This window comes from Geobacter sp. OR-1, from assembly GCF_000813145.1.
In the GTDB taxonomy this organism is placed as follows: Bacteria; Desulfobacterota; Desulfuromonadia; order Geobacterales; family DSM-12255; genus Geoanaerobacter.
Map to the genome: position 1 here is coordinate 119,740 of NZ_BAZF01000012.1, position 23,297 is coordinate 143,036.

Annotated in this window: 19 protein-coding genes and 1 pseudogene; 16 read left to right on the forward strand and 4 right to left on the reverse strand. The window is 44.3% G+C overall.

Features of this window, described 5'->3' with window-relative positions; genetic code table 11:
* Positions 1–12 precede the first annotated feature (12 nt).
* The 4 genes and pseudogenes from OR1_RS13335 to OR1_RS13350 all read left to right on the forward strand — a co-directional run bounded on the left by OR1_RS13335 (position 13) and on the right by OR1_RS13350 (position 1,314).
* Positions 13–195, forward strand: coding sequence for a hypothetical protein (locus OR1_RS13335; protein WP_041972380.1), 183 nt, complete (start codon positions 13–15; stop codon positions 193–195).
* Positions 195–455, forward strand: a complete 261-nt coding sequence (locus tag OR1_RS13340) for a hypothetical protein (RefSeq protein WP_041972381.1) — start codon at positions 195–197, stop codon at positions 453–455. Before OR1_RS13335 ends, OR1_RS13340 begins: the two co-directional genes overlap by 1 nt.
* Positions 456–472: 17 nt before the next feature.
* A complete protein-coding gene (locus tag OR1_RS13345) occupies positions 473–697 on the forward strand; it encodes a hypothetical protein (protein ID WP_041972382.1) in 225 nt (74 codons plus the stop codon).
* A 4-nt stretch (positions 698–701) separates the two neighbouring features.
* Positions 702–1,314 (forward strand): annotated as a pseudogene (locus tag OR1_RS13350) (PolC-type DNA polymerase III).
* Between the two features lie 211 nt (positions 1,315–1,525).
* On the opposite strand, the gene OR1_RS13355 reads toward OR1_RS13350, so the two are convergent.
* The 4 genes from OR1_RS13355 to OR1_RS13370 form a co-directional block, all read right to left on the reverse strand.
* Positions 1,526–2,317 (reverse strand): metallophosphoesterase, encoded by a 792-nt coding sequence (locus tag OR1_RS13355; RefSeq protein ID WP_052440448.1) that lies wholly within the window; start codon positions 2,315–2,317, stop codon positions 1,526–1,528.
* Positions 2,318–2,513: 196 nt separating this feature from the next.
* Positions 2,514–3,479 (reverse strand): tyrosine-type recombinase/integrase, encoded by a 966-nt coding sequence (locus OR1_RS13360; protein WP_052440449.1) that lies wholly within the window; start codon positions 3,477–3,479, stop codon positions 2,514–2,516.
* Between the two features lie 513 nt (positions 3,480–3,992).
* Positions 3,993–4,187: a hypothetical protein gene (locus OR1_RS13365; protein ID WP_041972383.1), complete on the reverse strand. Its 195-nt coding sequence runs from the start codon at positions 4,185–4,187 to the stop codon at positions 3,993–3,995.
* A 137-nt stretch (positions 4,188–4,324) separates the two neighbouring features.
* Positions 4,325–4,588 carry a hypothetical protein gene (locus OR1_RS13370; RefSeq protein ID WP_041972384.1) on the reverse strand — a complete coding sequence of 88 codons (264 nt, stop codon included), beginning with the start codon at positions 4,586–4,588 and terminating at the stop codon, positions 4,325–4,327.
* Positions 4,589–4,744: 156 nt separating this feature from the next.
* On the opposite strand from OR1_RS13370, the gene OR1_RS13375 reads away from it, so the two are divergent.
* From OR1_RS13375 to OR1_RS13425, 12 genes are read left to right on the forward strand one after another with little or no spacing between them, the layout of a single operon-like run.
* On the forward strand, positions 4,745–6,268 hold the full coding sequence (locus tag OR1_RS13375; RefSeq protein WP_041972385.1) for a sigma-54-dependent Fis family transcriptional regulator: 1,524 nt from the start codon (positions 4,745–4,747) through the stop codon (positions 6,266–6,268).
* A 47-nt stretch (positions 6,269–6,315) separates the two neighbouring features.
* Positions 6,316–7,017, forward strand: coding sequence for a VWA domain-containing protein (locus tag OR1_RS13380; protein WP_041972386.1), 702 nt, complete (start codon positions 6,316–6,318; stop codon positions 7,015–7,017).
* Between the two features lie 11 nt (positions 7,018–7,028).
* Positions 7,029–8,600 (forward strand): hypothetical protein, encoded by a 1,572-nt coding sequence (locus OR1_RS13385; protein WP_082002951.1) that lies wholly within the window; start codon positions 7,029–7,031, stop codon positions 8,598–8,600.
* Position 8,601: 1 nt separating this feature from the next.
* Positions 8,602–10,734 (forward strand): AAA family ATPase, encoded by a 2,133-nt coding sequence (locus tag OR1_RS13390; RefSeq protein ID WP_052440450.1) that lies wholly within the window; start codon positions 8,602–8,604, stop codon positions 10,732–10,734.
* An 11-nt stretch (positions 10,735–10,745) separates the two neighbouring features.
* The gene (locus OR1_RS13395) at positions 10,746–12,506 is read left to right on the forward strand and encodes a Card1-like endonuclease domain-containing protein (RefSeq protein WP_041972388.1); all 1,761 of its coding nucleotides are present in this window, start codon (positions 10,746–10,748) and stop codon (positions 12,504–12,506) included.
* Entirely contained in the window at positions 12,503–13,081 is a 579-nt protein-coding gene (locus OR1_RS13400) for a VWA domain-containing protein (RefSeq protein WP_041972389.1), read from the forward strand. Before OR1_RS13395 ends, OR1_RS13400 begins: the two co-directional genes overlap by 4 nt.
* Positions 13,074–13,496 (forward strand): protein phosphatase 2C domain-containing protein, encoded by a 423-nt coding sequence (locus OR1_RS22580; RefSeq protein ID WP_202812056.1) that lies wholly within the window; start codon positions 13,074–13,076, stop codon positions 13,494–13,496. The genes OR1_RS13400 and OR1_RS22580 overlap by 8 nt, the downstream gene beginning before the upstream one ends.
* Positions 13,456–13,803, forward strand: a complete 348-nt coding sequence (locus tag OR1_RS22585) for a protein phosphatase 2C domain-containing protein (RefSeq protein ID WP_202812057.1) — start codon at positions 13,456–13,458, stop codon at positions 13,801–13,803. Before OR1_RS22580 ends, OR1_RS22585 begins: the two co-directional genes overlap by 41 nt.
* Positions 13,800–15,296 (forward strand): LPS kinase, encoded by a 1,497-nt coding sequence (locus OR1_RS13410; RefSeq protein ID WP_041972390.1) that lies wholly within the window; start codon positions 13,800–13,802, stop codon positions 15,294–15,296. The genes OR1_RS22585 and OR1_RS13410 overlap by 4 nt, the downstream gene beginning before the upstream one ends.
* The gene (locus OR1_RS13415; protein ID WP_041972391.1) at positions 15,293–18,673 is read left to right on the forward strand and encodes an ATP-binding protein; all 3,381 of its coding nucleotides are present in this window, start codon (positions 15,293–15,295) and stop codon (positions 18,671–18,673) included. The genes OR1_RS13410 and OR1_RS13415 overlap by 4 nt, the downstream gene beginning before the upstream one ends.
* Entirely contained in the window at positions 18,670–20,805 is a 2,136-nt protein-coding gene (locus OR1_RS13420) for a hypothetical protein (protein WP_041972392.1), read from the forward strand. The genes OR1_RS13415 and OR1_RS13420 overlap by 4 nt, the downstream gene beginning before the upstream one ends.
* Positions 20,805–23,297, forward strand: a complete 2,493-nt coding sequence (locus OR1_RS13425; RefSeq protein WP_041972393.1) for a chromosome partitioning protein ParA — start codon at positions 20,805–20,807, stop codon at positions 23,295–23,297. Before OR1_RS13420 ends, OR1_RS13425 begins: the two co-directional genes overlap by 1 nt.

The following is a 23,297-nucleotide window of genomic DNA, read 5'->3' on the forward strand; positions in this document are numbered from 1 at the left end:
GGGGAGTAAAAAATGGCGCTGACCGTCGAAATCAAAAATAACAAGCTCTGCATTGAAATCGACTTGGAAAATCCGACACCGTCAGCATCCGGAAAAACTCTCGTGGTCGCTAGCACCAGAGGGAATGCAGTAACTGATGCAATGGTTGATGGAAAGCCAGTTACCATCGGGTTGAATGCGTACATCAAACCGTAATGAAGGCAGAAGTCTATTCAATAACCTACCGGATGCCACTGACAAATACCCAGCAGGCCAAACTTGACAGAAAATGGCCTGATGGCTCGCCTTTCATCACCTACGAGAAGATTGATGCCCTGCTTGAGCCGCTTCCGGTAGAAGATGTCTATTGGTCAGCTCAGTCAGGGCAATTTCTCTACTTCACTGTTCGTGGAGATGATATAGAGGGTACGGTTGCAGAGATTATTTATCGCCTACAGGAAAAGCTTGGTAAGTAAAATCAGGAGTCAGTCTTATGGAAATCGATCGCCGCAGTTTGCGCAACCTTATAAGTAAACGAAGGAATGAGATTGAACAGGCTGTTGAAGGTACCGGTTATCTGGCACGTACTGTAATCGGTGTCGGAACCTTTTTGCTCGATAATGAAGTGAACCTCGATCTGCTGCCAGCAAAACAGCTGGCAACTTTTGAAAAATTCCTCAACCCTCTGCTGGAAAAACCCAATAACAGGACTGACTGATAACATGGGAAACTACACCACCATAATCATAGACTTTGAGACTACCGGGCTGTCACCGAATTATGGAGACCGGACGATAGAAGTCGGTGCTGTCCTTGTTTCCAATAATCAGATCGAGGAACGTTTCCAAAGTCTTATGAATCCTCGAATAAAGATATCAAGTTTCATCGAAGACTACACCGGCATTACCAACAGAATGCTGTCTAAAGCCCCGGATATCAACGACGTGATGAAGAAACTGAAGTCATTTATCGCGAGGCATCATCTCGTTGCTCACAATGCCTCTTTCGACTCAAGATTCCTTGATGCTGAGTTTAGTAGGATTAACCACAAAAGAGTCAATGAGTTTGCCTGTTCCATGTTGATTTCGAGAAGGCTCTACCCTAATGCCCCGAATCATAAGCTTGAAACACTTGTACGCTACAAAAACTAAAACAGACGGCATACATCACAGAGCGCTTGCGGATGCCGAAATGACAGCACACCTCTGGATCAATATGATTAACGACATAAAGTCAGACTACTGCCGAAAAGATGTCCCATTCGGACTCATGCAGCAACTGGCTAAGACAGCGAAAAAGAAAGTTCCCCAACTTTTAGCCGTGGCAGGAGCATAGCCTGACATGTGCGGACGCTTCGTCATCGACTTCAACCCAGAGATATTGACTGTAGTGTTCGGAGTTGCGGATCCCCCGCCAATTGCCACCGTTACAATATCGCTCCAACCCAAACGGCTCCATTCATTCGCAGTTACAGCGATAAAACCCTTGCCTCAGACATAAGGTGGGGGCTTGTCAGTTATATTAACATTAGAATGAAACCTTAAGACTACATTTCAATTACCAGCTGCCGGTCGTACTGCGGATTGACCTCCACATCCTTGTAACCATAGGGATTCACAACCACCCGGGTTTTGCCGAGAGAGTAGTCGAACGAGTTGTGGGTATGGCCATGAATCCAAAGATCGGGGCCATGGTCGATAATCTCATTGGAGAGATCGGTCATGAAGGCGCAGTTGAGGCTGTCTCCCCGGAACCGCTGATGAATCGACTGGGGTGATACGCCATGATGAGTCACCACGACCGTTTTCTTATCTCCGGCGATTGCCAGTGCCTCGAAGATATAGTGTTTTGATTTCTGAAACAGATTTACCGTCTCTTCCGGCATGAGTCGCGTTCCATCTGCCTTTTTGATCAAGACAAAGTCGTTCATGTTCTTCCGGGCGTACTGCATCTTGAAGAAATCTTTCCCGAGAAAATCAGTCCAAAGTGTTGTCCCGATAAACATGACACCATTGATTTCAACTGAATCGTTTTCAAGAAAATGGACGTTCTTGGGGAGCGACAGTTTGGCTTTCAGCTCCTCGATGCGCCCGAAAAAATCGTTGTGATAGAAGAAGTGGTTACCTTCGACATAGATGACGGCAAGGAAATGCTTGGCTAGGAGACTGACAACCTTGAGCCAGGTCTCTTGGCGGTGAGCCAGACCGATATCGCCGGCAACCAGGGCAATCGTTTCCTTATCAGTCGGCAGCGGTGGGATTACCATCTCCAGGATGCGGGGAATCTCGTTGGGCTTCCAGAATTCAGCATGAATATCGGAAAAGGGACGGACAAGCATTGTTCTCTCCAACACAATAAGCAGATGCCCAAAGTATCCGGTAATATACCTGAAAAAGGTGTGAGTTCTGGATAATTATACTAATGGAGCATGTCAGTCAAAAAAGCAATGCCGCATGAATGTACCATTTTTGTACTCGAAAATGCGGCATTGAGCAGCGTCAGTACCACCATAGCATATTGCAGAGACGGTATACTTAAATCACTACTTTAATTGCTTTTGTATGTCGTGCTTTTCGGCGTTCCTCAACATGACTGTACTTTGCCGCAGTTGCAGTATTGGAGTGTCGTAATGTCTCCTGCACTACCTTTATGTCTCTAGTTGCCTGATATAGCAGGTGACCGCAGGTGTGACGCAGTGCGTGGCAGGATAGTCCTTCTTTCTTTATCCCGGCTTTACGCAGATACCCGTCAATAACTGAGTTGACTCCGATCCGACTAATTCTACAACGCGAATTTCCACCCTTACTTATTGACACAAAAAGCGGCGTACCATCCGTGTCAGACTCTACATCGCCTAAATGCTCAAGATATTGGCTGATAACGAGAAGGGTATCCTCACATGGGTAGATGTAAGCATCTTTACCTTTGCCGTGAACGAGCATTCTGGCTTCTCCCGGATCTTCGATATGTTCGATGTCATCGATATTCGCTCGGGAAATTTCGACTCGACGCAAACCCTCTATAACCATAAGGGCAATCATTGCGCGATCTCGCAGCGCTCTGATGCTATCATCATGCGGGATTACCCGGAAAAGAAGTTCAGCCTCGCCGGCAGTCAAGTGGAGAATTCGCTCTGAGGCCTGACGTTCTCTTGGTGCTTTCACATCTGCCGCAGGGTTCGTAGCGATCAAGCCTCTATCCAAAGCTGCTTGATAAAAACGCCTCATTGTTGTCAACTTAAGAGAGATTGTCGCGTGTTTCGCGTCGCATCCCACTAAAAACTGCCGGTATAGCTTTGCATCTTCACGACCGGCCCGTCCAGGATCAATTCCATTTTCTCGACACCATTGAATCCATTGACCGATATGGCAAAGATATGTCTTTATAGTGTCGTCTCGGGCATCGCCATTGGCGACATCCAGCTTGAACCATTCCGAGGCAATGGTCATCAGCGACTTGCTTTTTGATTCGCCGAGTACGGGGAGCAGAATGTCTTGCATGGAATCTCCTGAAAATTACCCCTAAAAAAACGGCTTCCAAATTTGCCCTACAATCGATTTTCTCGGACTGGGTGTACCCTAGGTAACCCCCAGAATTTCAGCCAAGGTAATTTTGGACAATCAGATACCGATTTTTACGACTGTTTATTACTATACATAATTAACCTTATGTATAGTAATAAATAATCTATATTTGTCAATATTGAAACTGTCCGTGAATAAATGCATGCAATGTCATGTACTGTATGTACAGTACACAATCTAGCGATGTCGAATATTCTGTTTTATAATGCCAGTTTCAACTATACGGATGACAGGTGGTGTCGTTTTCCACCCAGAGTCAGATCGACCGGTGCATATCCGACAATACCCGCCGATATAGAGTCGTTGGAGTTTGGGTAGTGCCTCAACTGCCGGGTGCGATTCACCACCCGAACCGCATCCGGCAACTGTCAGTATCATTAACAGGACAACCCAGTTCCGGATGATAAGTGCTGCTTCAGCATAATAGGCTCATCCATTCTTAACCCACCTGAGCAGCCAATATCCGATCATGGCAGGGATGGCCGAGGGGAGCAAAAATGCCCCTAGGCGGAACCTCAACCCGAAAAGCATCAGCAGCATCCCGACAATCAGCAAGATGACACCAACAATCATGGCAAGTCCCTTTTTGGCTTTTTCCGAAAATATCGGTTCACATTCACTCATTGCAACTGCTCCGCCCCTATGGTCTGTGGTAAGCCGATAGCGCGATCATGGTATTCAATCCGGATAGTCACTTCGATATACGTAGGTTTGATGCACTCCTATTCCGATCAGCTGGCGATTGATAGTAACCATTTTTTTTAACATACAAGTACGCGATATAGATGCACGGAATGATTACAAATAGTCCTAACGGGAAAAAAACTGATTGCAGCACCAACTACAGCGAGGCTGAGGATTATCACAATCAATTTGCCTAGAAGGCCTAATACTGTACCAGTACAGAAAACGATGAATGAAACGGCAATTCCAGCGACACCCCAAAGTATTGCAAGTATCGATTTGGTAACAATGCCGATCAAGCCAAGTGCCGCAAGAGCAAGTATTACAAGTATGATATTCATATAGACACCTCCCATGTGTTTTGAGTAGGTAATATCAATTGTTGTGCCAAGTTAAAAAACCATTAAATATGGTAATATAGGATGCAGTAGGAATATCAAGCCTGTTTATGTATAATATAACTTGTATTAAAATAAATTATCTTATACAAGGTGCGTATGAAAAAAATACTATTCGCTTGGATAGGCAACAATGACCTTCTTGCAGCAGCAAACGACGGCAAAACAGGAATAGGCCCGATTTGCCAGGCTGCAACCACGCGAGATTTTGCCGAGGCGGTTTTACTTTCTAATTATCCGAAAGATAAAAGTGCGAATTATTGCGGCTGGCTCTCAAAACGTGCTGATTTACCGATTAAATTAAACGTAATCTACCTTGAAGATCCAACCGACTTTCGTTCGATTTATGATCATGCGAAGATGGAAGTACGAGCATACCTGGAAAATCAAAAGAATTCAGTAGAACTAACTTTTCACCTATCCCCTGGCACCCCTTCGATGGCTACAGTTTGGGTTATACTCGCAAACTCACTCTTTACTGCCAAACTCATTCAAACCTCGTCGGAACGAGGACTTAAAGATGTTGAACTGCCATTTGATATTGCAGTTGATTATCTCCCTGATCTAATAAAACGTAAAGACGAAGAAATTGGCGCGCTTTTTGATAGGACCGACCACGATGCCACGGAATTCAGCAGCATCATGCACCGCAGCAAGATTATGAAGCGCCTTATAGCAAGAGCAATGACTGTTGCCCCCCATTTCCTTCCAGTTCTTATCCAAGGTGAATCCGGAACTGGCAAGGAACTTCTGGCTGCGGCGATTCATAAGGCAAGTTTATTCAAAGGGGAATTCGTTGCAGTAAACTGTGGAGCTATTCCTTCGGAACTTGTCGAGTCAGAGCTTTTTGGGCACAAAAAAGGGGCCTTCACTGGAGCCACAAGCGACAAAGCAGGCTATATTAGGGCAGCTAAAGGAGGAACACTTTTTCTTGATGAAGTTGGTGAACTACCCCCAGCAGCACAGGTCAAACTTCTGCGGGTTCTTCAGGAGGGAACTTATTCTCCCGTTGGGGCGACAATTTCAGAAAAGACGGATGTACGAATAATTGCTGCCACTAACCGGAATTTAGTTGAAGAGATTAGTGCAGGTAGATTTAGAGAAGATCTATTTCACCGTCTCGCTGTAGCAATCCTGCAAATCCCGCCTTTAAGAGAGCGCGAAGGAGACATTGGACTTCTTATCGACTACTTGCTTGACAAGGCAAATGAGAGGCTTTCCGCCGGCAGAGATTACTCTCCGAGAAAGTTGACAGCTGCTGCCAGAACGATTCTTCTTCAGCACAATTGGCCCGGAAATGTTAGGGAGTTGCAAAACACCATGATCCGAGCAGCGCTCTGGGCCAGTAGTAATCTTTTAGAAAGACATGACATTCAAGATGCTCTGTTGCCAATACCTCAGCGAGATAAAAAAGGTGATGTTCTCGGACGACCGCTAGGGGAAGGACTTAACTTAGAAAATACTATGGGAGAAGTCGCCCGACATTATTTAGAAAGGGCCATGAAGGAGTCTGGGGGCAACAAGTCTAAAGCGACAAAACTGTTAAACTTCAAAAATTATCAGACATTGGATAATTGGCTAAAAAAGTATGGTATTGCTGTAACAGTAGATGAAGAAGATTGAATATTTCAATTAGTTATCCATAACAAGTCAATAAGGAGGCTACGCTCATGTTTGATCCCGCAAAATTTACAACTTCTGCTCCTAAACCCCTCCCAGTCTGCTTGCTTCTCGATGTCAGTGGAAGTATGTCCGGGGCCAAAATCGACAACCTCAATAAAGCTGTTGAGGATATGCTGGATACATTTGCGCATGAAGAAAAGATGGAAACCGAGATTCTCGTTTCCGTCATCACATTCGGAAGCCAGGTTGAATTGCATGTTCCTTATACCAAGGCTTCTCAGGTGCAATGGCAAGGTCTAAAGGCAGATGGTATGACCCCGATGGGAACCGCTCTCAAAATGGCCAAGTCTATGATTGAGGATAAAGAGGTCACTCCGTCCCGTGCCTACCGCCCAACTATCGTCCTTGTTTCTGACGGGCAGCCAAATGACAGCTGGCAAAAGCCTCTGGAGGACTTTATTTCCGAAGGACGTTCTTCCAAGTGTGACCGCATGGCAATGGCTATTGGGCGTGATGCAGATGAGAAGGTTCTTAAGCGTTTTATTGAAGGCACGCCCCATGACCTTTTTTACGCTGAAAACGCCGGGCAGCTGCATGAGTTTTTCCAGCGTGTGACCATGTCAGTGACTATGCGTAGCCAGTCAAAAAACCCGAATGTGGTACCGGCGTCAGTTGAGGTTGACGAGAATGTTGCATCAAAAATTGCAGCATCAATTGCTGTCGTAAATGATGAACAGGGTTATTGGTAGGAGGTTATATGATGGATAGGAATCAGGAACGTTTGAATTTAGCGAAGCTCATAGAAAATGAAGCATCTCGAGGTGAAGCTCAGGCCGATGCTTTATCTGAGCAGATTGAGGTTGCGCCAGAGGATGCACGAAAAACTCGCGGAGTCATAGGGTCGTTTATTCGTTCTTACAAAGACAAATCAGCTGATCTATCCAATAAAGCATGGCTCTGTATGGAATTCGCCAAATATCCGGAGATTTGGAGTAATGAAGATGAGCTAAATCAAACTGCTGGTGAAATTGTTGAGCAAGTGGAGCTATTTGATTCATCTCATCAAGAATTGGCAGAACATCACAGTAAAGGCCTAAGCACTAATAACTGGTTGGCTGAAAAAATTGAACAGGGGGCCTTTGCCAGTGGTGTCACCAATTTAGGGTCTTATGCGGGCGAGATCGATGTTGCGATCGAAACTGCAAACAAGGCAAACATCGACTTGATGTATCGAAATGATGGGCAATTGAATCAACAGCTGAATCTGGATGGTTTTATTGCCGAACAACACCATGTGGACACTTTCAATCTGGATGCCGCTGCTAAAGGCAGTGAATACCGGGCTGAAGTATTGCAACCCAAGCCGGGAGAATCATACGGGAAGAATTCTGTGGATGTAGTTATTCGAGACGGATCAGGGAAAATTGTTCGCCGTTATCAAGCCAAGTACGCAGCTGACGCTGATGCCACAGACACTATGCTTAAAAAAGGCGACTACCGTGGTCAGCGCAAATTAGTTCCCAAAGGACAATCAGAGGATATTCCCGGAAGTACCGAGAAAATTGAAATTGATGGTGTCGAGTCTAAGCCTCTTTCCAAACAAGAAGCAAAAGAAAGACAACATAAGGCGCAGGACAAGGCTGAGGCCAAGCAATATGACTGGAATGAAGCCAGCAGAATAGATATTGCCAAAAACATAGGTAAAAAAGCTGGTGCTGCCGCTTTGTTATCGGTGGGATTTCAAGGAGCTCGCATACTTGGTCGGCGGATCTGGAATGGTATTACCGGAAGAGAAAATAATAGCGCCGATGAGGATTTGCAGGAATTTGTGCAAAGTTCTCTTAAATCTGCAGCAACCTCTGGATTAGCTGTTGCTGTAACTGGCGGAGTGACTGTCGCTGTAAAAAGTGGCTGGTTAGGTAATGTTCTAAAAAATACACCGGCAGGGAGAATTGCCAACGCTGTTTGTATCGGCATTGAAAATACTAAAATTCTCTATAAATATGCAACGGGTGAGCTCACCGGTGAAGAAGCTCTTGATCAGGCAGGCAGTGCCACATGTAGCCTTGTCGGAGGTTTAGCTGGTGGTGCAAAGGGTGCAGGCGTTGGAGCTGCTATTGGAACTGCGTTGGGGCCAATTGGAACAGCAATTGGAGGAATTGTCGGTGGTGTTGTCGGCGGAATTGCGGGGAGTACCGTGGGAGAAGCAATATACGAGGGTGGCAAGAAAATTGTCACATCCGTTGTTGATACCATTAAATCTATTGGTTCTACAATTTATGAAGGTGTCTCTTCTTTTTGTAGTGGCCTATCATCAATGATTGGGTTCTAAAATGGATTCTAAGGGAATTGTTGAAACAATTCGTTCAGGAGTCTCTGGCATTCATATTCAGGGACAAGATTTTGTCAGAGTGGATGAAGAGATCGAGACGATTGCCGCCCAATTGAACTTTAGGGTTAAGGAGTGGAACTGGGGATATGGCTGGGTAGACTTTAAGACCAAGCGGGCATTTAAGCCAGATCAAGAGGTTTCTCTCTATCATGACCTTAAGGCAATTGCTGATGATGACCCTACTAGTAGAATTTATGTAATAAGGGATGCTTTCTCTGCATTGAATAATGACTCTAGAGCTGTTGCCCGACTGCAACAGGAATTGCTGAGAATAAATAGGCATTTTAAAGGCCAAGCAGCAATCTTGCTGATCGCGAAAGAAAATATTGTTTTTTCAGAAATTGTAGACTTGCTTGTTCCTTTCCATTGTCCTCCTCTTGCATCAGATCAAGTTGAGCAAATTTTTCACTCGCTCCTTACAGAACACTCCATTGATATTAGCACAGCAGTAAAGACCTCACTCATATCCATATTCTCAGGTATGGAACGAGGCATGGTTTTTCGGATTTTTGAAACACTGAAAAATATCTATGCCAGTTCTTTTCCCAAACAAGCAGTGGAAGATGCTTTAGCCTTGAAGAAGAAAGCCCTATCACAGTCGGGTTTGCTGGAGTTGGTTGATAGTACAATTAGTATCGATCAGGTTGGCGGATTGGAGCAACTCAAAAGATGGTTACGAAACAAGAAACACATTATTGACAATTTGTTGCTCGCTCAGCGCTTTGGAATTTCTGCTCCTAAAGGAGTCCTTTTAGCTGGTATGCCAGGGTGTGGAAAATCAATAAGTGCAAAGGCTGCCGCTTCATTATTCAATGTCCCTCTCTTTCGCTTAGACATTGGTTCCTTGATGGGGAAATATGTGGGCGAAAGTGAAGCCAATATGAAGACAGCTCTAAAGATTGCAGAACAGGCAAGTCCTTGTGTCCTATGGATTGATGAACTTGAAAAAGCTTTTTCAGGGGTCAACGGCACTGGAGGAAGCACGGAGATTACAACTCGACTTTTTGGTTACTTTCTAACATGGATGCAGGAAAAACCAGGTGCTGTCTTTGTTATAGCAACAGCAAATGACATTACCACGATCCCACCTGAACTATTGAGGCGTGGGCGTTTTGATGAAATTTTTTATGTTAATTTACCTATCGAGCGTGAGCGCAAGCAGATTTTCAATGTTAAAACAAAACTGTTAACCCCCCTTCCTGAAAGGCTTGATCTTGAAAAGTTGGCTAAGATGTCTGATGGCTACTCTGGGGCTGATATTGAATGCATTATCAATGATGCATTGGAGGAATTATTCCGCAATCACAAATCAGTTTTAACTCAAGATGTACTTGAAAAACACATAAAGCTCATTACGCCCATAAGTGTTGTTCTTGAAGAAAAAATTGCGATTTACCAGGAATTGTTTAAGAAGTTCAGCCTCAAAGCAGCCTCACTAGCGGAAGAAGATATCGACAGTATCGACTGTAGAAGTGAAAGTCTTGACTCATCAGAAAGAGAATTTGCCGCATCAAGTGAATTTATTTCAACTGAAAAACTTATACAGTTAATACATGACGATAACTCAGCAGTGCGTCTATCCGCACTAAAAAACCCTCAATGCCCAATTGAAGCCTTAAAAGATGTTGCCAATGCCTATGAGCCATTTGACTTCAGTAAGCCCGGCTCCTGGAGTGAAGGGCAGGTCGCAAAAGAGGAGTTTGATTTAGCGTTACAGCATCCCAATATGAGCGGAGAAATAATTCTCGACTTCTATTCACGGAATATCATTGATGATGAAAAATTATTGTCGCTGGCTCATAAGCTCGATTTGGAAGAGCGAAAAATGGCCTTTAACACTGCAAAAGTAAAATTATCTCGGTCTATTGCATCAGGTACCGTCCAGAATGTCCGTTGCCATCCAGGCGACATTGTTAAACGTGACGATATTCTTATTGAGATAGATAATGAGGGCGGGAACACTCAACAAGTAACAGCCTCTGTTAATGGGTTTGTTGCCAAGATATGCGTCAAAATAGGTGAAACCATAAGCGCAGATAAAGAAATAGCTCAACTGCTCATACCTAAAAAATAAGGAAGCGCGAATTGAAAAAATATCTAATGACCTGGTATGGGATGACTGATTTAAGGGCCGCACTCGGACTGGAACGGACTTCCGGTCCAGTTCTGGGGGCATTACTGGCGGAAGACTACACAGATGTAATCATCCTTGGATTTACGCAACCGGATAAAACCGATTACAGAGCTTATGAATTTCAGCAAAAAATAGCAAATGTTGCAGGTTCTGATCCTGCAACTGCGAGACCATTTCTTGACCTGTTTGCAAATACTGCTGAAGCACACAATCATTTTAACCAATGGCTTGAAAAGCAACTTCTGGATGCCGGTAAAAAGGTAGATGTGAGCTTTCACTCAGTGGATCTAGAGCATCTTAATGACACCGAAGGCATTTATGAGGCTGCTACTCATTCTCTGAATGCGGTAGCAGTTTTAGGAGGTGAAAAGCTGGTTACGCTCTATCTGAGCCCGGGGACTCCTGTTATGGCTTTCGTCTGGGCTTTCGCAGCCTTGAGATACCCGAACTTAAAGAAACGCCTCATTGCATCATCTCAGCCAGGGCTGCCTCCAGAAATAATCGTATTACCGAACGAATGGCTGGAATGGCATGGGAAACAGGTCTGGACAACTAATACGGATTCTGAACAGTATGATGTCATTTTTCACTTGTTTGGTGAACAAAGAATGCCCAACCTTCTTGGAGTGATCCAGTTTTCATCCAGGAAGCACATTTTTTTGAATTCAGCGCAATTCCCAGCCGACGTCATGAAGCAGTTTCTTGGGGAAGCAGAATACGGTGAAATCGCCGTGGATCCATACGAACCGGAAAATGTTCGTTCCACGATTCTGGACCAGGTAGCAAATATGCCAGCCAATGCGATGATTGGCTTTAACCTGACTGGTGGCACTAAGTTGATGTATGCTGGTGCTCTTGCCGCCTGCAAGAAGGTGAATGCTACTCCGTTTTATTTCAACAGCCGGAATAATCAAGTCGTTTTTCTCAATAACTTCAAAACATTTGACACAAAATCGATTCCGTCTGTAGAAACATTCATCAAGCTAAACTGCGACAATCTGTTTATCTCGAACGCAGGTAACTGGAATGACATTCCGGGAATTCAATCCCCATACCGAAAAAATCTGACCAATGAGCTCTGGCAGGCTCGTTCTAAAATAACGAGACTCTATAGAGAACTATCCCGGTATAATGACCGTTTCCAGCCTTTTGAGCTACAATACGGTGATATCCAAGCCAAGCTATCGAAGGATAAAAGCGCGAAGATAAGTATCGGCAAAAAAGACTTTGAGTTTACGGAGTGGCCGGATTTTTCCAAATATCTCTCTGGTGGTTGGTTTGAAGAATATATCTACATGAACCTTCAGCCCCTTGTTGATTCCGGTCTGATCAAAGATATACGCATAGGCCTTGAGGTTTCATTCAAAGAAGATGCTGCAGATAAAGGCTCGTTAAGCTTTGGTGCACAGCTAAGCTGTCTGTTTGGGGATACCTATCAGGAGCTTGATATTGTTTTCACCGATGGAAAGCGTCTCTATGTTATCGAATGCAAAGCTGGCAATGTGAACAGCGAACACGTTATGAAACTTCAGAACATTGCTCGCTATTTTGGTGGAGTAGAAGGCAGGGCAATTTTAGCCTCATGTTTTTATCCAAATAACAAGGTTGTAAAAAAGAAAATCGACGACTCGAAAAACCTTCAACTAGTATCTGGAAACAATATATTCAAGCAACTGAAGGAAATGATTCAACGTGGAGGGAGTGATCAATGAAAGTATCCCTCTATATCATTGTTGATATTTCTAGCAGTATGAGTGAGATGGGGAAAATTCATCTCCAGCGGAATTTGTGTCGTTATGCAGTTCAATTGCTATCCATAGATCAGGGAAAATACGCCGATATTGACCTCCGTTTCTATCAATGGGCACAAAATATTTCCGAGATCTCTGTACAAAGCGATAGGGATATACCTGCACTAAAGACTGAAGGTTCCACCAGTATTAACGTACTATCCGATTTCATATCACAGAGTATTAATGATACTGAGAGGCAGATGTTTTTAATTCTGTCTGACGGTAATATCGCTAATTCAGATATATTGAACTATCAGAACCAACTCAAATTATTCCCAGACCTGATTATTCGGACTGTCGCAGTCGGTGCAGATGCTGACCTGCTGAAGTTAAAGAAGCTTTCCACAAACAACAGTGTTCACCTTTCAGAGAATATCTCCTCTGCAATTGATAGCACAATATTTGGGGCAGAAGAAGATGTGGCTGCTCCGGAATCCACGACTCAGATTCTTCGAGCCAAACCGACTGAACCAGTGGAGGATTGGGATGCTTGATCAACTCTGGAACAGTTGGGGAGCCACAGCAATCGGCCCTCTACATGTTAAAGCCGGGATTCCCAATCAGGATTCTTGGATGGCACGCCGGTATAAATGGGGAAATGTCGTTGTTGTATCGGACGGCTTGGGCAGCAAGGCGCATTCAGATCACGGTTCAAAAGCCGCATGTCTTGCGGTTTTTGATGCAGCCAAGAGCTATCAGAGTAACCCTGAAGCCAGCATCATTGACGTTCTGCGCCTCATTCATGCCAACTGGCTTGTAAAAATTGCACCATTCGCTCCATCAGACTGTTCAGCTACATGCCTTTTTAGCGTTCAGATTGAAGGACGTATTACGCTGGGTCGCCTCGGGGACGGAATGATTGCTGCTTTTGGGGAAACTGAAAAAAACGCACCTTATCCTCAGCGATAACAAACAGAATTCCTTTTCTAATTACACAAACAGCCTTCAGCAGGAATTTAAACCCAGCCAGTGGGAAACTGCGACGATTGAAAGTACCGATTGCAATGCTGTTGTGCTTTGTACAGACGGAATATCCGATGACCTGTTACCCGAAAAGCAGATGATCTTTGCACAGGAGCTCTACTCCACTTATTCAGACCTGGAAGCGGAAGAAAGAAAGAGGGATCTTAAACGCTGGCTCAATGAATGGCCGGTCCCGGGGCACTCCGATGACAAAACAATTGCCTGTCTGTTTAAAAAAGGGAGCTCCCAATGAGCCAAAGGTTTAATGAGTATGTAGACGAATATCAAAATATACACATTCAGGACAAGGTGCTTGGTCAAGGTGGCCAAGGGGTCGTTTTCCGTACCAAAGACCCTGATCTGGCGATCAAGCTTGTTACAGATGAAAGTGGAAATCCTGTTACTGATGAGGAGTCGGTAGAACGGTATTCAAAGCGCTTTAAGCGTGTCCGGATACTTCCACTGCCAGACAACCTGAATATATCCGTACCTGCAGCATTGCTTCAGAATAATGCCGGTTATGTTATGCAGCTTTTGAGTGAGATGGTTCCATTTAGTCATTTCTGGCTCGATGGCAACACCGCTGAAAAAATTATGCCCGACGATATCCCTCCATGGCTCTCGGCAATGCCTGAGAGCGAAGCTAAAAAGATCATCCATTATTACAAAACCGGAGGACTAAGGCGCAGGCTTAATGCCCTCTATAAGTGCGCGTCTCTGCTGGCACGCCTTCACGGTAATGGCATGGTCTATGGTGATATATCACCCAATAATATTTTTATTTCAGAAGGGCTTGATGACTCATCGGTCTGGCTGATTGATGCTGACAACATTCGATTTGAAGTTACCGCAGGTGGCAGTGTTGTTTACACACCAAAATACGGAGCCCCGGAACTGGTTCAGGGCAAAGACGGTGGAAGACCTTCAAGCGATTGTCATGCGTTTGCTGTTGTAGCTTTTTACCTTCTTTCGTTGATTCACCCTTTTGTCGGGAAAAAGGTTGACGGAACGGATGAAGGCGACTGGGCTGATGACGAAAATGACGACGGGGATATTGAAGATAAAGCCTATGCTGGATTGTTCACTTGGGTTGATGACAACAGTGATGATTCAAACTCTTCCGACAGCGGTCTGCCAAGGTCTCTTCTTCTCACTGAGAAACTGACCTCCTTATTTGAAAGGACATTCGGTCCGGGAAGGACATCTCCATGGTTACGGCCGACTATCTATCACTGGCCCGAAGCTCTTGCTCAGGCAGTGGATATGACAGTCGCGTGCCCTGGTTGCAGCATGAACTATTACTTTGACTTCATTCACCCAGAAACTGATAGTCACAATTGTCCTTACTGCACAACTCGTAGACCGCAGATTCTCATTCTTGAGTCTTATCGATGGAATGGACCTGATAAACCATTAAACTCTCCGTGCTGGCGTTTTATTCGGGAAATCTCTCTCAATTCCGAACTGACGATACCGTGGCGAGTCTTTGACGACTTTCGAGTGCTTGATTCGGATACAGCAGAGGTGCTCATCTTTTCATCCGACAAAAGCATTCTGATAAAAAAATCTGATTATGGCAAAGCCGAATTGTCCGTTGCTGCTGATAGACATCCGCAAAGTGGTTTTCAGAAGCTCTATTCACAGATGAAGATAGACTTAGTAGCGCCAGATGTTCAGTTTTGGATGTTCGCACATTTGAGTAACCCTCGACTTGTTAAATGTTCGATCAGCGGAGGTGGGAAATGAGGCTGATGGACATAAATGCTGAAATTTCCTTTGAATTATGGATGAAACCGGAGCTATCCGGAGAGTCTCCGAATACAGGTGTGGGGTATATCGCTCCAGACAATGGTGGACAGGGGTACAAATTAAGAATCGATGGAAAGCTCTGGAAAGTGCTGCTACGGGAAGCCTCATCCGGAAAAGACCTGAATTTCCATTTAAAAAGAGGTTGTGCACATCTTGCCGAGGTAATGCAGGTTGCCAAGGATGGCAGTGCGCTCGTCAAGATCATCTTTTTTAATGGAGAAATTGTTGAAATTGGGGACGTGGAAATCGGTATTGATGAGCGCATTGAGGCAACAGCCAGAAGAAATGGTCTTCGTTTCAATGGGGCCGAAGATCTGGGCAGCGTATTAAACGAAAAATGTAAAATTAGTGTTGATGAGGAAGAATTCTTTCTGCTTGTGAGCGGTCCGGCTGCCAAGGCTGACTTTGAAGCGGATAATCAGGAGGATGAATACTCACCAGATTCTCAAACAGTTGTGCAGGAAAAGTTTCGGGAATTCTCTATTTATGGCGAGAGGATTCGCATCCCAGTTGAAAGGCGCAATGTCGATAAGGCAAAGGATATCTTTTTTGCAACCAAAGCGGTCTTTATGGATAACCAAAAGAGCGAAGGGGCGTTACGCCTTGCAAGGGGTTCCGTCTTATTTTCTGACTACACCAAGACTGGTCGTATTCGTGCCTTAGCCGCAGGTGCAATGAGTCAGCTTACCAGGGAAACCGGGAGCTACTTGAAACAGTGGGATCAATACGGCGCGATAGAAGGTGAAATGCTGCTGGCAAGGGCAAAGGCCGTCGGCAGAATAGACTACCATGGTACAGAGCAGACAAAAAAAGGAGTTAAGTTCTTTGTATCGTCTATTCCTGATCAGCTTAACGAGGGTGATGAGATAGAGATTACTTCCGAGGTACCTTTGTATATCAAAAACCCTAACCTCACATGGGAAGAATACAGTAAAGCTCTGGAAAACGAATTCGCTTCAAAGAAGGATCAGAAAAAAAATGTTGCTGAAAATAATACAGCTTCTGTTTATGCCCCGATCCTTAATCTCTCGAAAACAAGCATAGAGCTGGATTTGCCTTCAGTTCCGGTTGGCCAGGTTTTTCTGATTCTGTCCATCAATGGGGACAAGATTCAGATTGAAAGACGAATGCGGGCTCGATCAGCCATATTGGAAGGAAGGTGTGCAAATCCGCTTCTCGGCCTGCTGATTGAAGAAGGAGGAACTCTTCCAGACATACAGCGCGTCACGAAATTAAAGCCTTTGACGTCATTCGTGAAAGAGAAGATTTTTAAGCACCCTCCCACAGATAGGCAGATAGAGGCTATCGACGTCGCATTGAACACCCCGGATATAGCTCTTATTCAAGGGCCCCCAGGGACAGGAAAAACAACAGTTGTTACAGCAGTTCTCGAAAGGCTCAATGAGGAGTATGACAAGACCAAGTCGATAAGAGGACAGATACTTGTCTCAGGTTTTCAGCATGATGCAGTCGAAAATATCGTTGCGAGGTTGAGCGTTAATGCTCTTCCGGCAGTTAAGTTCGGCAGAAGATCCGGCGATTCGGAATTTACGGAAGATGCCGTTGCAGAAAAAATCAATAAATGGTGTTCCAATGTCGCAGAGAATATCCGTAGCAAGAATCCTCAAATTAATCAGACTGAGGATCAGGTACGACTTGCGGAGCTGTTTGTTGTATATTCGTTGTGCCCATCTAAAAACAACACAGTCAATTTAATGGAACGTATTCTCGATTTGCCCAGAGACGTGATTCCTGTCGCTATTACCAATGAGGCTGAAAAAATCATCAAATCCTTGCAGTCGGGACTGAATCCGAACGATCCTTCCACTTTGCGACTCATTCGAGCCCTGCGTGTCAGTGAAGCTGCCTTTGAAGACGATGGTGCAGCAAGAGCTGTTGATTTGCTGGATAAGATCGAAGATGAACCTGCCAATCCGGATTTAAGCGCTCTTGAAAAAGCGGCACGTTGGCTTAGAGGTAAACCGCTAAATTTCCTCCCAGAGCTAAAGGAATTGAAAGAGTCGCTGCTCTATAAATATTTACCTTCGCCCGATTTCAGGACCGAAAAGCCAAGAGTAGATGTTTTGAGATTGGTGACGACGGTTTCTCAGCTTCTGGGAAAAAAACTCAATTCAACCAATAAACGGGATGCAATCTTGGCAGAGTTTTTACATGAGCTTGAAGACAATCCGGACGGAGTTCGTGAGGCTATAGAAGATTACAACTTTGTGTATGCGGCAACAACTCAGTATTCAGGCTCTGAATTCATGGCCAAAGTTAAAACAAAATTCAAAGGTGATGTAGTTAAATACGACACCGTCATTATCGATGAAGCAGCGAGGACCAGTCCGAGAGACCTACTTATACCAATGTCTCAGGCTGAAAAAAGGATAATCCTTGTAGGCGATCATCGGCAGTTGCCTCACTTGATTGATGAAGAGGTAGCCAGAGCTTTAGAAGGTGATGATTCATCCGATCCGCAGGTGAATGTCGATTTTGTTAAGAAAAGCATGTTTGAGTATCTGTTCAATCGCCTGAAAAAACTGGAGGAGAAAGATGGCATCAAACGAACAGTGACACTTGATGCTCAGTACCGGACTCATCCTCTGTTAGGTGATTTTGCCAGCAACAACTTCTATCGAAAATACAGTGAAGGTTATCGGTCTCCATTATCAGAGAATCACTTTAAGCAATACCTTCAGGGAATAGAAAACAAGGCTGCTGTTTGGGTCGATGTGTCTCATAGTCAGGGAAAGGAAGATGTATTACCAAGCCGAAGCAGGCAAAGAATTTCTGAAGCGAGGGCTATAGCTGAATACGTGAACAAATGGATTGGGTCTGAAAAAGGCTTTGGGCTCAGCTTTGGTATAATCAGCTTTTACAAAGCTCAGGTATATGCAGTTTACGACGCTCTGCAACAATATGGCATTACGGAACGCGCACAGGATGGCACATGGCAAATAAGCCAGGAATACCGGTTTCTTGAAAATGGCGAAGAGCGCCTTCGAATCGGCACTGTTGATGCCTTTCAGGGAATGGAATTCGATATTGTGTTTCTATCAATGGTGAGGTCTCAGAATATTAAAGCCTTACCGCCTCATATACGCAATGAGGAGGATTACAAAAAGAAGCAACAGAAAATTTTTGGCCACCTCATGTCTGAGAACCGCTTGTGCGTGAGCATGAGTCGTCAGAAGAAGGTTTTAGCCATTGTGGGTGACGGAGTTCTCATAAATACCCAGATAGCTGCTGATGCAGTCCCTGCTCTGAAAAATTTTTATGATTTGTGCCATGAACATGGGGTGATCTTATGAGTGCAAAACCAAAAGATCATCGTCCTAAAGTGCTCAGTTTCAGACCAACATTGGATGGATTGAACATTGCGGCCAGACAACATGTTCTCTGGCCATGCCATGCATTCAATATCTCTATTCCGCATAAGAAAAAGAGCGGTCTCAATGTTTTCGAAGAAACTGTCTTAAAGATTACAGAGATTGAATCTGGGGATACAGAAAAGATTGCACAGTTCACTTGTCTGGAAAAGGAACTGGTGGCCTTCATACAGAATCGTCTCAATCAACTTAGTCTTTTGAATGATCGCTATGAACTGTCAGAACGCGGACGGGAGATTCTGAACGAATGGCAGAATAAATCAGACGGAAATGTGGAATATACAGTGGCCACAGTGCTTATTGACCTGTTGTCAGGGAAACTTCTTCCATACGTCAGTACAGAACAACTGAGCTATAAAAAAATCTCAAGGATTGGTGACAAAGGATTTATTGACTTTCTCACCAACCCCACCAACGAGAAATCGAGAGTTAGCGCCAGAATGATACGCCCTGCAAAAGACTCTTTCTGGAAAACTGTTCCGGACTCCAATGATATCATCAGAGCAATCAGGGATTTTCAGAAGAAATATAAACGACATGCTCTTTTGAACCAAGATGTCGATCTGTATCCGCCACCGGTTCCAAAGGCTGAAGCCATATCATTACATGAAAATCCGGAACTGGTTTATTTGCACTGCCGTGTTCTTGTCCAGATTGGCAATTCTGACCTTCTGGTAACAGATGGATGCGGCTTTGGCTTCTCAGAAAGCTTTGCTAATTACCTCACTTCTCAGAACTGGCAGTGGATCATTGACTTGAAAAGTAAAGGTGTTGTTGACAGGCTGACCCCTGATCAAAGCAATGAAGAAGATGAGGATGAATTTTCAGCATCCGGCGGATTGGATAATTATCCGAGTATAGCACGCCCACTTCGACGCGCACAAAAGTATCTAACAGACGCAAAAAATATCGACGTTGATTCATCCAATGATGAGCAGGAGTTAGCCCGTTTGACCGGCTTGGCAGTTGTTTCCTTATATGAAGCCATAGAATGGTCGCTGCGATTTGTTGTCTCTGACAACCCCGTGGCTCACTGGGAACACTTGTTTTCATCGCAGTCCTACCGGGAAAATGACAAGATACTGCGCTTGTTTGCGACCAAAATTGGGTTTGATGCCTCGGGTAGTGTGAAGGTCCTACTTCAGGTGAAACCCGGCAAAATTAGAGCCATTGATCGTGGAGTACCCGAGATGCAGCCGCTATTGGCTCTGGCAATAGCTGGAGCGATCGACGATCCCAACCATCCGCTTCGCCATTTGGCCGTTGAAGACTCTGGGGGTCTTAGTTTTATCAATATTCTGAAAGAAGTCAGGGACCCGGTATCTCATGGAAACTCAATAAATTTTACACTTTCGACGGAAATCCTAGAGTGCTATCGCGACAGAACAGTTCGGCTCATTCGGGCACTAATACCGGAGATAACCGAAGGGAAAGATCCATACGTATCAAAAACCAAATATGATCGAGATATTGATCAGATCAGACTGAAGGCTAGGATCGAACTGGATAAGTCGTTGGGGCTTGGATTTGTCCAAGCTATTTCTCCTGCACTTCGAGAGGAACTGATCAAACTGACAATTTTAAGTCAGACACCTGCTTTGGATAATGAGCAGTTACAGCGGTTTATAAATATGCTTGCGTCCATTATGCAACTGTCGCTTTTTGAAGTTGTGAAAGACCGTAAGTCGTCAGTCATAAACCAAACAACCCTAAGAGATGAGGCGATTGAAAAAATCGTTCAATCCGGGTTTTATCCTGCTTCCAATAGTATTCCTGAGCAAATAAGTACGGTTAATACCAAACGAATCTATTTAGCTGTACAGGGCTCAAGCACAACGCTGGGAGCTCAACTTCTTGCAGTATTCCTGTTGGGATCAGAAAGTGAGCTGGTTCAGCTTCAAAAATCTGATCCCGCATTCGTTGATTTTGTCGCGAAATTGATTCGACTGCGTGGACACGGCAATAAACAGCAATCAGACTTTTCACGAGGCGACATGGAGCCGTTGAAATACAAGGTATTTAAATCAATCAAGATAATAACGGAGGTCTTCTAATGGGCAACAAGAACAAGCAGAACGCCCAGTCTTCTGCAGGTAACAAACTTGCCGATCAGACTTATAAAGTTATGGATGTCACAGAGGATGACCTCCTGAATAAACAGCAAGAGATAAAGGATTTAGAATATTCCCTGGACCAAAGAGAAACGGCTATTGCCCAGAAGGAACTAGAGCTAAAGGCCGCTAAGGAAGCGATAACTAAAAAAGAAGTTGAAGTGAATGACAAATGTGTCCAACTGGAAGAGATGGAGCTTCAGGCAAAAAATGATTTTCCAAAACTCTTTGAGGAAAAGTTTGCAGCTTTTAAAAAACAATTGGAGCAGCGGGAAGCTCAGTGCGTAAGCGAGTTGGCGTCACTTGAAGCCGAAAAGGAGAAATTGAGGCAGCGAGAACTAACAATTCAAAAGGATGAAATAAAAAGAGACAGTGGTTATGCAGACGACAGGGCAAGACTTGATGACGAGTTCTTTAAACTTCGTAAGATGCTGGAAAAAGAACTGGCGTCAAAACGGGCAGACGCTCTGGCTGCCATTGAAAAAGAACTTTCGGAGGAGAGGGCATCCAGAATAGCAAACTTGGAGAAAGACATAGCTGATAGACTGAAGGCTCACGAGGCGGCGATTCAACAGGAAAAGAATGAGCTGGAACAAAAAAGAAAGGTGTTCCTGAAGGATCAGGCTAAGCTTGATGAACTCAAGGATGAAATTGAGTATCAAAAGCAGCGCCTACAATCCAGCAAAGATCGCCTTGAGGAAAGAGAAGCTAATTTGAATCTTGAGGTGGATCGTTTAGTTGAGTCGGAACGAGCTCAGCTTCGAAAGAGTATTGAGCAAAAAGATCGAGAAATCAAAAGATACATTGAAGATTCAGCATCACTTCAAGAGTTGCTTAATACATACAAAAAGCTTGAGCATGATCTTGGCGAAGATCCACAAAAGGTGAAAGATGAGTTGGCAAAACAAGTTGAGACAATTAAAAGCCTTCAGGACGACCTTGCGAACCGGCCGTTATTGGCTCAAGAAGAGTTTAATAGAATAAAGTCCGAAAAGGATTCCCTCGAGCAAGCTTGCAGCAGACTATCTGAAGAAAACAGATCTCTATCTACTATCCGAAAAGGACAAGAGGAATTAGAAGAAAATATTGCAGATTTGGAGAGGCGAAACAAAATCCTGAGTGATCAAAGGGATTATATTGAGGCTTATAATAATAAGATCCAAGAAGACCTTGAAAGATTACAAGCATCCTATGAACGAGGAGAAGAAAGAGAGGAGAGAATAAAGCACATCGAGAAGCCACTTGAGCAAATTTCATACAAAGAAAGGGTGTCTGATGATGATATTTATGAGATACAGTGGCTCAACGATATTCAGGGTAAGTTCGATTTGGTTGGATTCAATTTTCCAAGTCGCATCCTTAAAGCTTTTCACACATCACTAAAGACAGCTGAATGGTCTCCGATAACTGTGTTGGCAGGTGTCAGCGGTACAGGAAAATCAAAATTACCTGAATTATATGCCCATTTTGGTGGTTTGAACTTTCTTAACACACCTGTTCAGCCCAATTGGGACAGCATGGAATCTATGCTTGGATTCTATAATTCGATTGATAACTACTTTGATGCTCAGCCGGTTTTGCGCTTTCTTGCCCAAAGTCAGCTTCCACCTTCTGAACACTATCCAAATGGTCTTTCTGACGTAATGAACCTTGTCCTTCTTGATGAGATGAACCTTGCGCATATAGAACTATACTTTGCGGACTTTCTAAGCAAATTAGAGGAAAGGCGCGGGAAAAAAACTGTGCCTAACATTCCAGTGAAAATTGGGGCAAAGCAAGATCCATATTTGATCCCTATGGGACGTAATGTCCTATGGGTTGGAACAATGAACCAAGATGAGACAACAAAGTCATTATCCGACAAGGTACTAGATCGAGGTGTGGTTATAAATTTCCCACGGCCAGAACGGTTGGAGCGGATGAAGAAGCTCTCGGATCCTTCAAGTCATGCTTCGAAACTTATTACCAAAAAGCAATGGGGACGTTGGTGGGCGGAGAAATCCAGTTTTAATGATGACCAAATCACCCCGTATAAATTATTTGTTGAAGAAATGAACACCTCGCTGTCCAAGGTTGGCAGGGCTCTGGGGCACAGGGTGTGGCAATCCATCGAATACTACATGTTAAATTATCCCGATGTGCTGGAAGCTCAGAGAAACAATGATGACGCAGGCTTGGTCAAAGCAATGAAAGTCGCCTTTGAAGATCAGCTTGTTCAGAAGGTTATGCCTAAGCTGCGCGGCATTGAAACCCGAGGCAAATCCAAATCGGACTGCCTTGATAAGATTCGAACTCAGCTGGTGAATGACGACTATACAATAATCAATGACTTTGATCTGGCTTGTGAGTTTGGCTATGGCCAGTTTATTTGGAACAGCGCCAATTATTTAAAGGATGATGAACCGGTAAATAGTCAGGAAAACGCGGAGAACTGA

Bases quoted from the DNA above. Each gene is read 5' to 3' on its own strand.
- OR1_RS13370 (WP_041972384.1), bottom strand. From the start codon at position 4,588: ATGAATATCATACTTGTAATACTTGCTCTTGCGGCACTTGGCTTGATC.
- OR1_RS13375 (WP_041972385.1), top strand. From the start codon at position 4,745: ATGAAAAAAATACTATTCGCTTGGATAGGCAACAATGACCTTCTTGCA.
- OR1_RS13345 (WP_041972382.1), top strand. From the start codon at position 473: ATGGAAATCGATCGCCGCAGTTTGCGCAACCTTATAAGTAAACGAAGG.
- OR1_RS13380 (WP_041972386.1), top strand. From the start codon at position 6,316: ATGTTTGATCCCGCAAAATTTACAACTTCTGCTCCTAAACCCCTCCCA.
- OR1_RS13335 (WP_041972380.1), top strand. From the start codon at position 13: ATGGCGCTGACCGTCGAAATCAAAAATAACAAGCTCTGCATTGAAATC.
- OR1_RS13400 (WP_041972389.1), top strand. From the start codon at position 12,503: ATGAAAGTATCCCTCTATATCATTGTTGATATTTCTAGCAGTATGAGT.
- OR1_RS22580 (WP_202812056.1), top strand. From the start codon at position 13,074: ATGCTTGATCAACTCTGGAACAGTTGGGGAGCCACAGCAATCGGCCCT.
- OR1_RS13420 (WP_041972392.1), top strand. From the start codon at position 18,670: ATGAGTGCAAAACCAAAAGATCATCGTCCTAAAGTGCTCAGTTTCAGA.
- OR1_RS13390 (WP_052440450.1), top strand. From the start codon at position 8,602: ATGGATTCTAAGGGAATTGTTGAAACAATTCGTTCAGGAGTCTCTGGC.
- OR1_RS13425 (WP_041972393.1), top strand. From the start codon at position 20,805: ATGGGCAACAAGAACAAGCAGAACGCCCAGTCTTCTGCAGGTAACAAA.
- OR1_RS13365 (WP_041972383.1), bottom strand. From the start codon at position 4,187: ATGAGTGAATGTGAACCGATATTTTCGGAAAAAGCCAAAAAGGGACTT.
- OR1_RS13340 (WP_041972381.1), top strand. From the start codon at position 195: ATGAAGGCAGAAGTCTATTCAATAACCTACCGGATGCCACTGACAAAT.
- OR1_RS13415 (WP_041972391.1), top strand. From the start codon at position 15,293: ATGAGGCTGATGGACATAAATGCTGAAATTTCCTTTGAATTATGGATG.
- OR1_RS13360 (WP_052440449.1), bottom strand. From the start codon at position 3,479: ATGCAAGACATTCTGCTCCCCGTACTCGGCGAATCAAAAAGCAAGTCG.
- OR1_RS13410 (WP_041972390.1), top strand. From the start codon at position 13,800: ATGAGCCAAAGGTTTAATGAGTATGTAGACGAATATCAAAATATACAC.
- OR1_RS13355 (WP_052440448.1), bottom strand. From the start codon at position 2,317: ATGCTTGTCCGTCCCTTTTCCGATATTCATGCTGAATTCTGGAAGCCC.
- OR1_RS13385 (WP_082002951.1), top strand. From the start codon at position 7,029: ATGGATAGGAATCAGGAACGTTTGAATTTAGCGAAGCTCATAGAAAAT.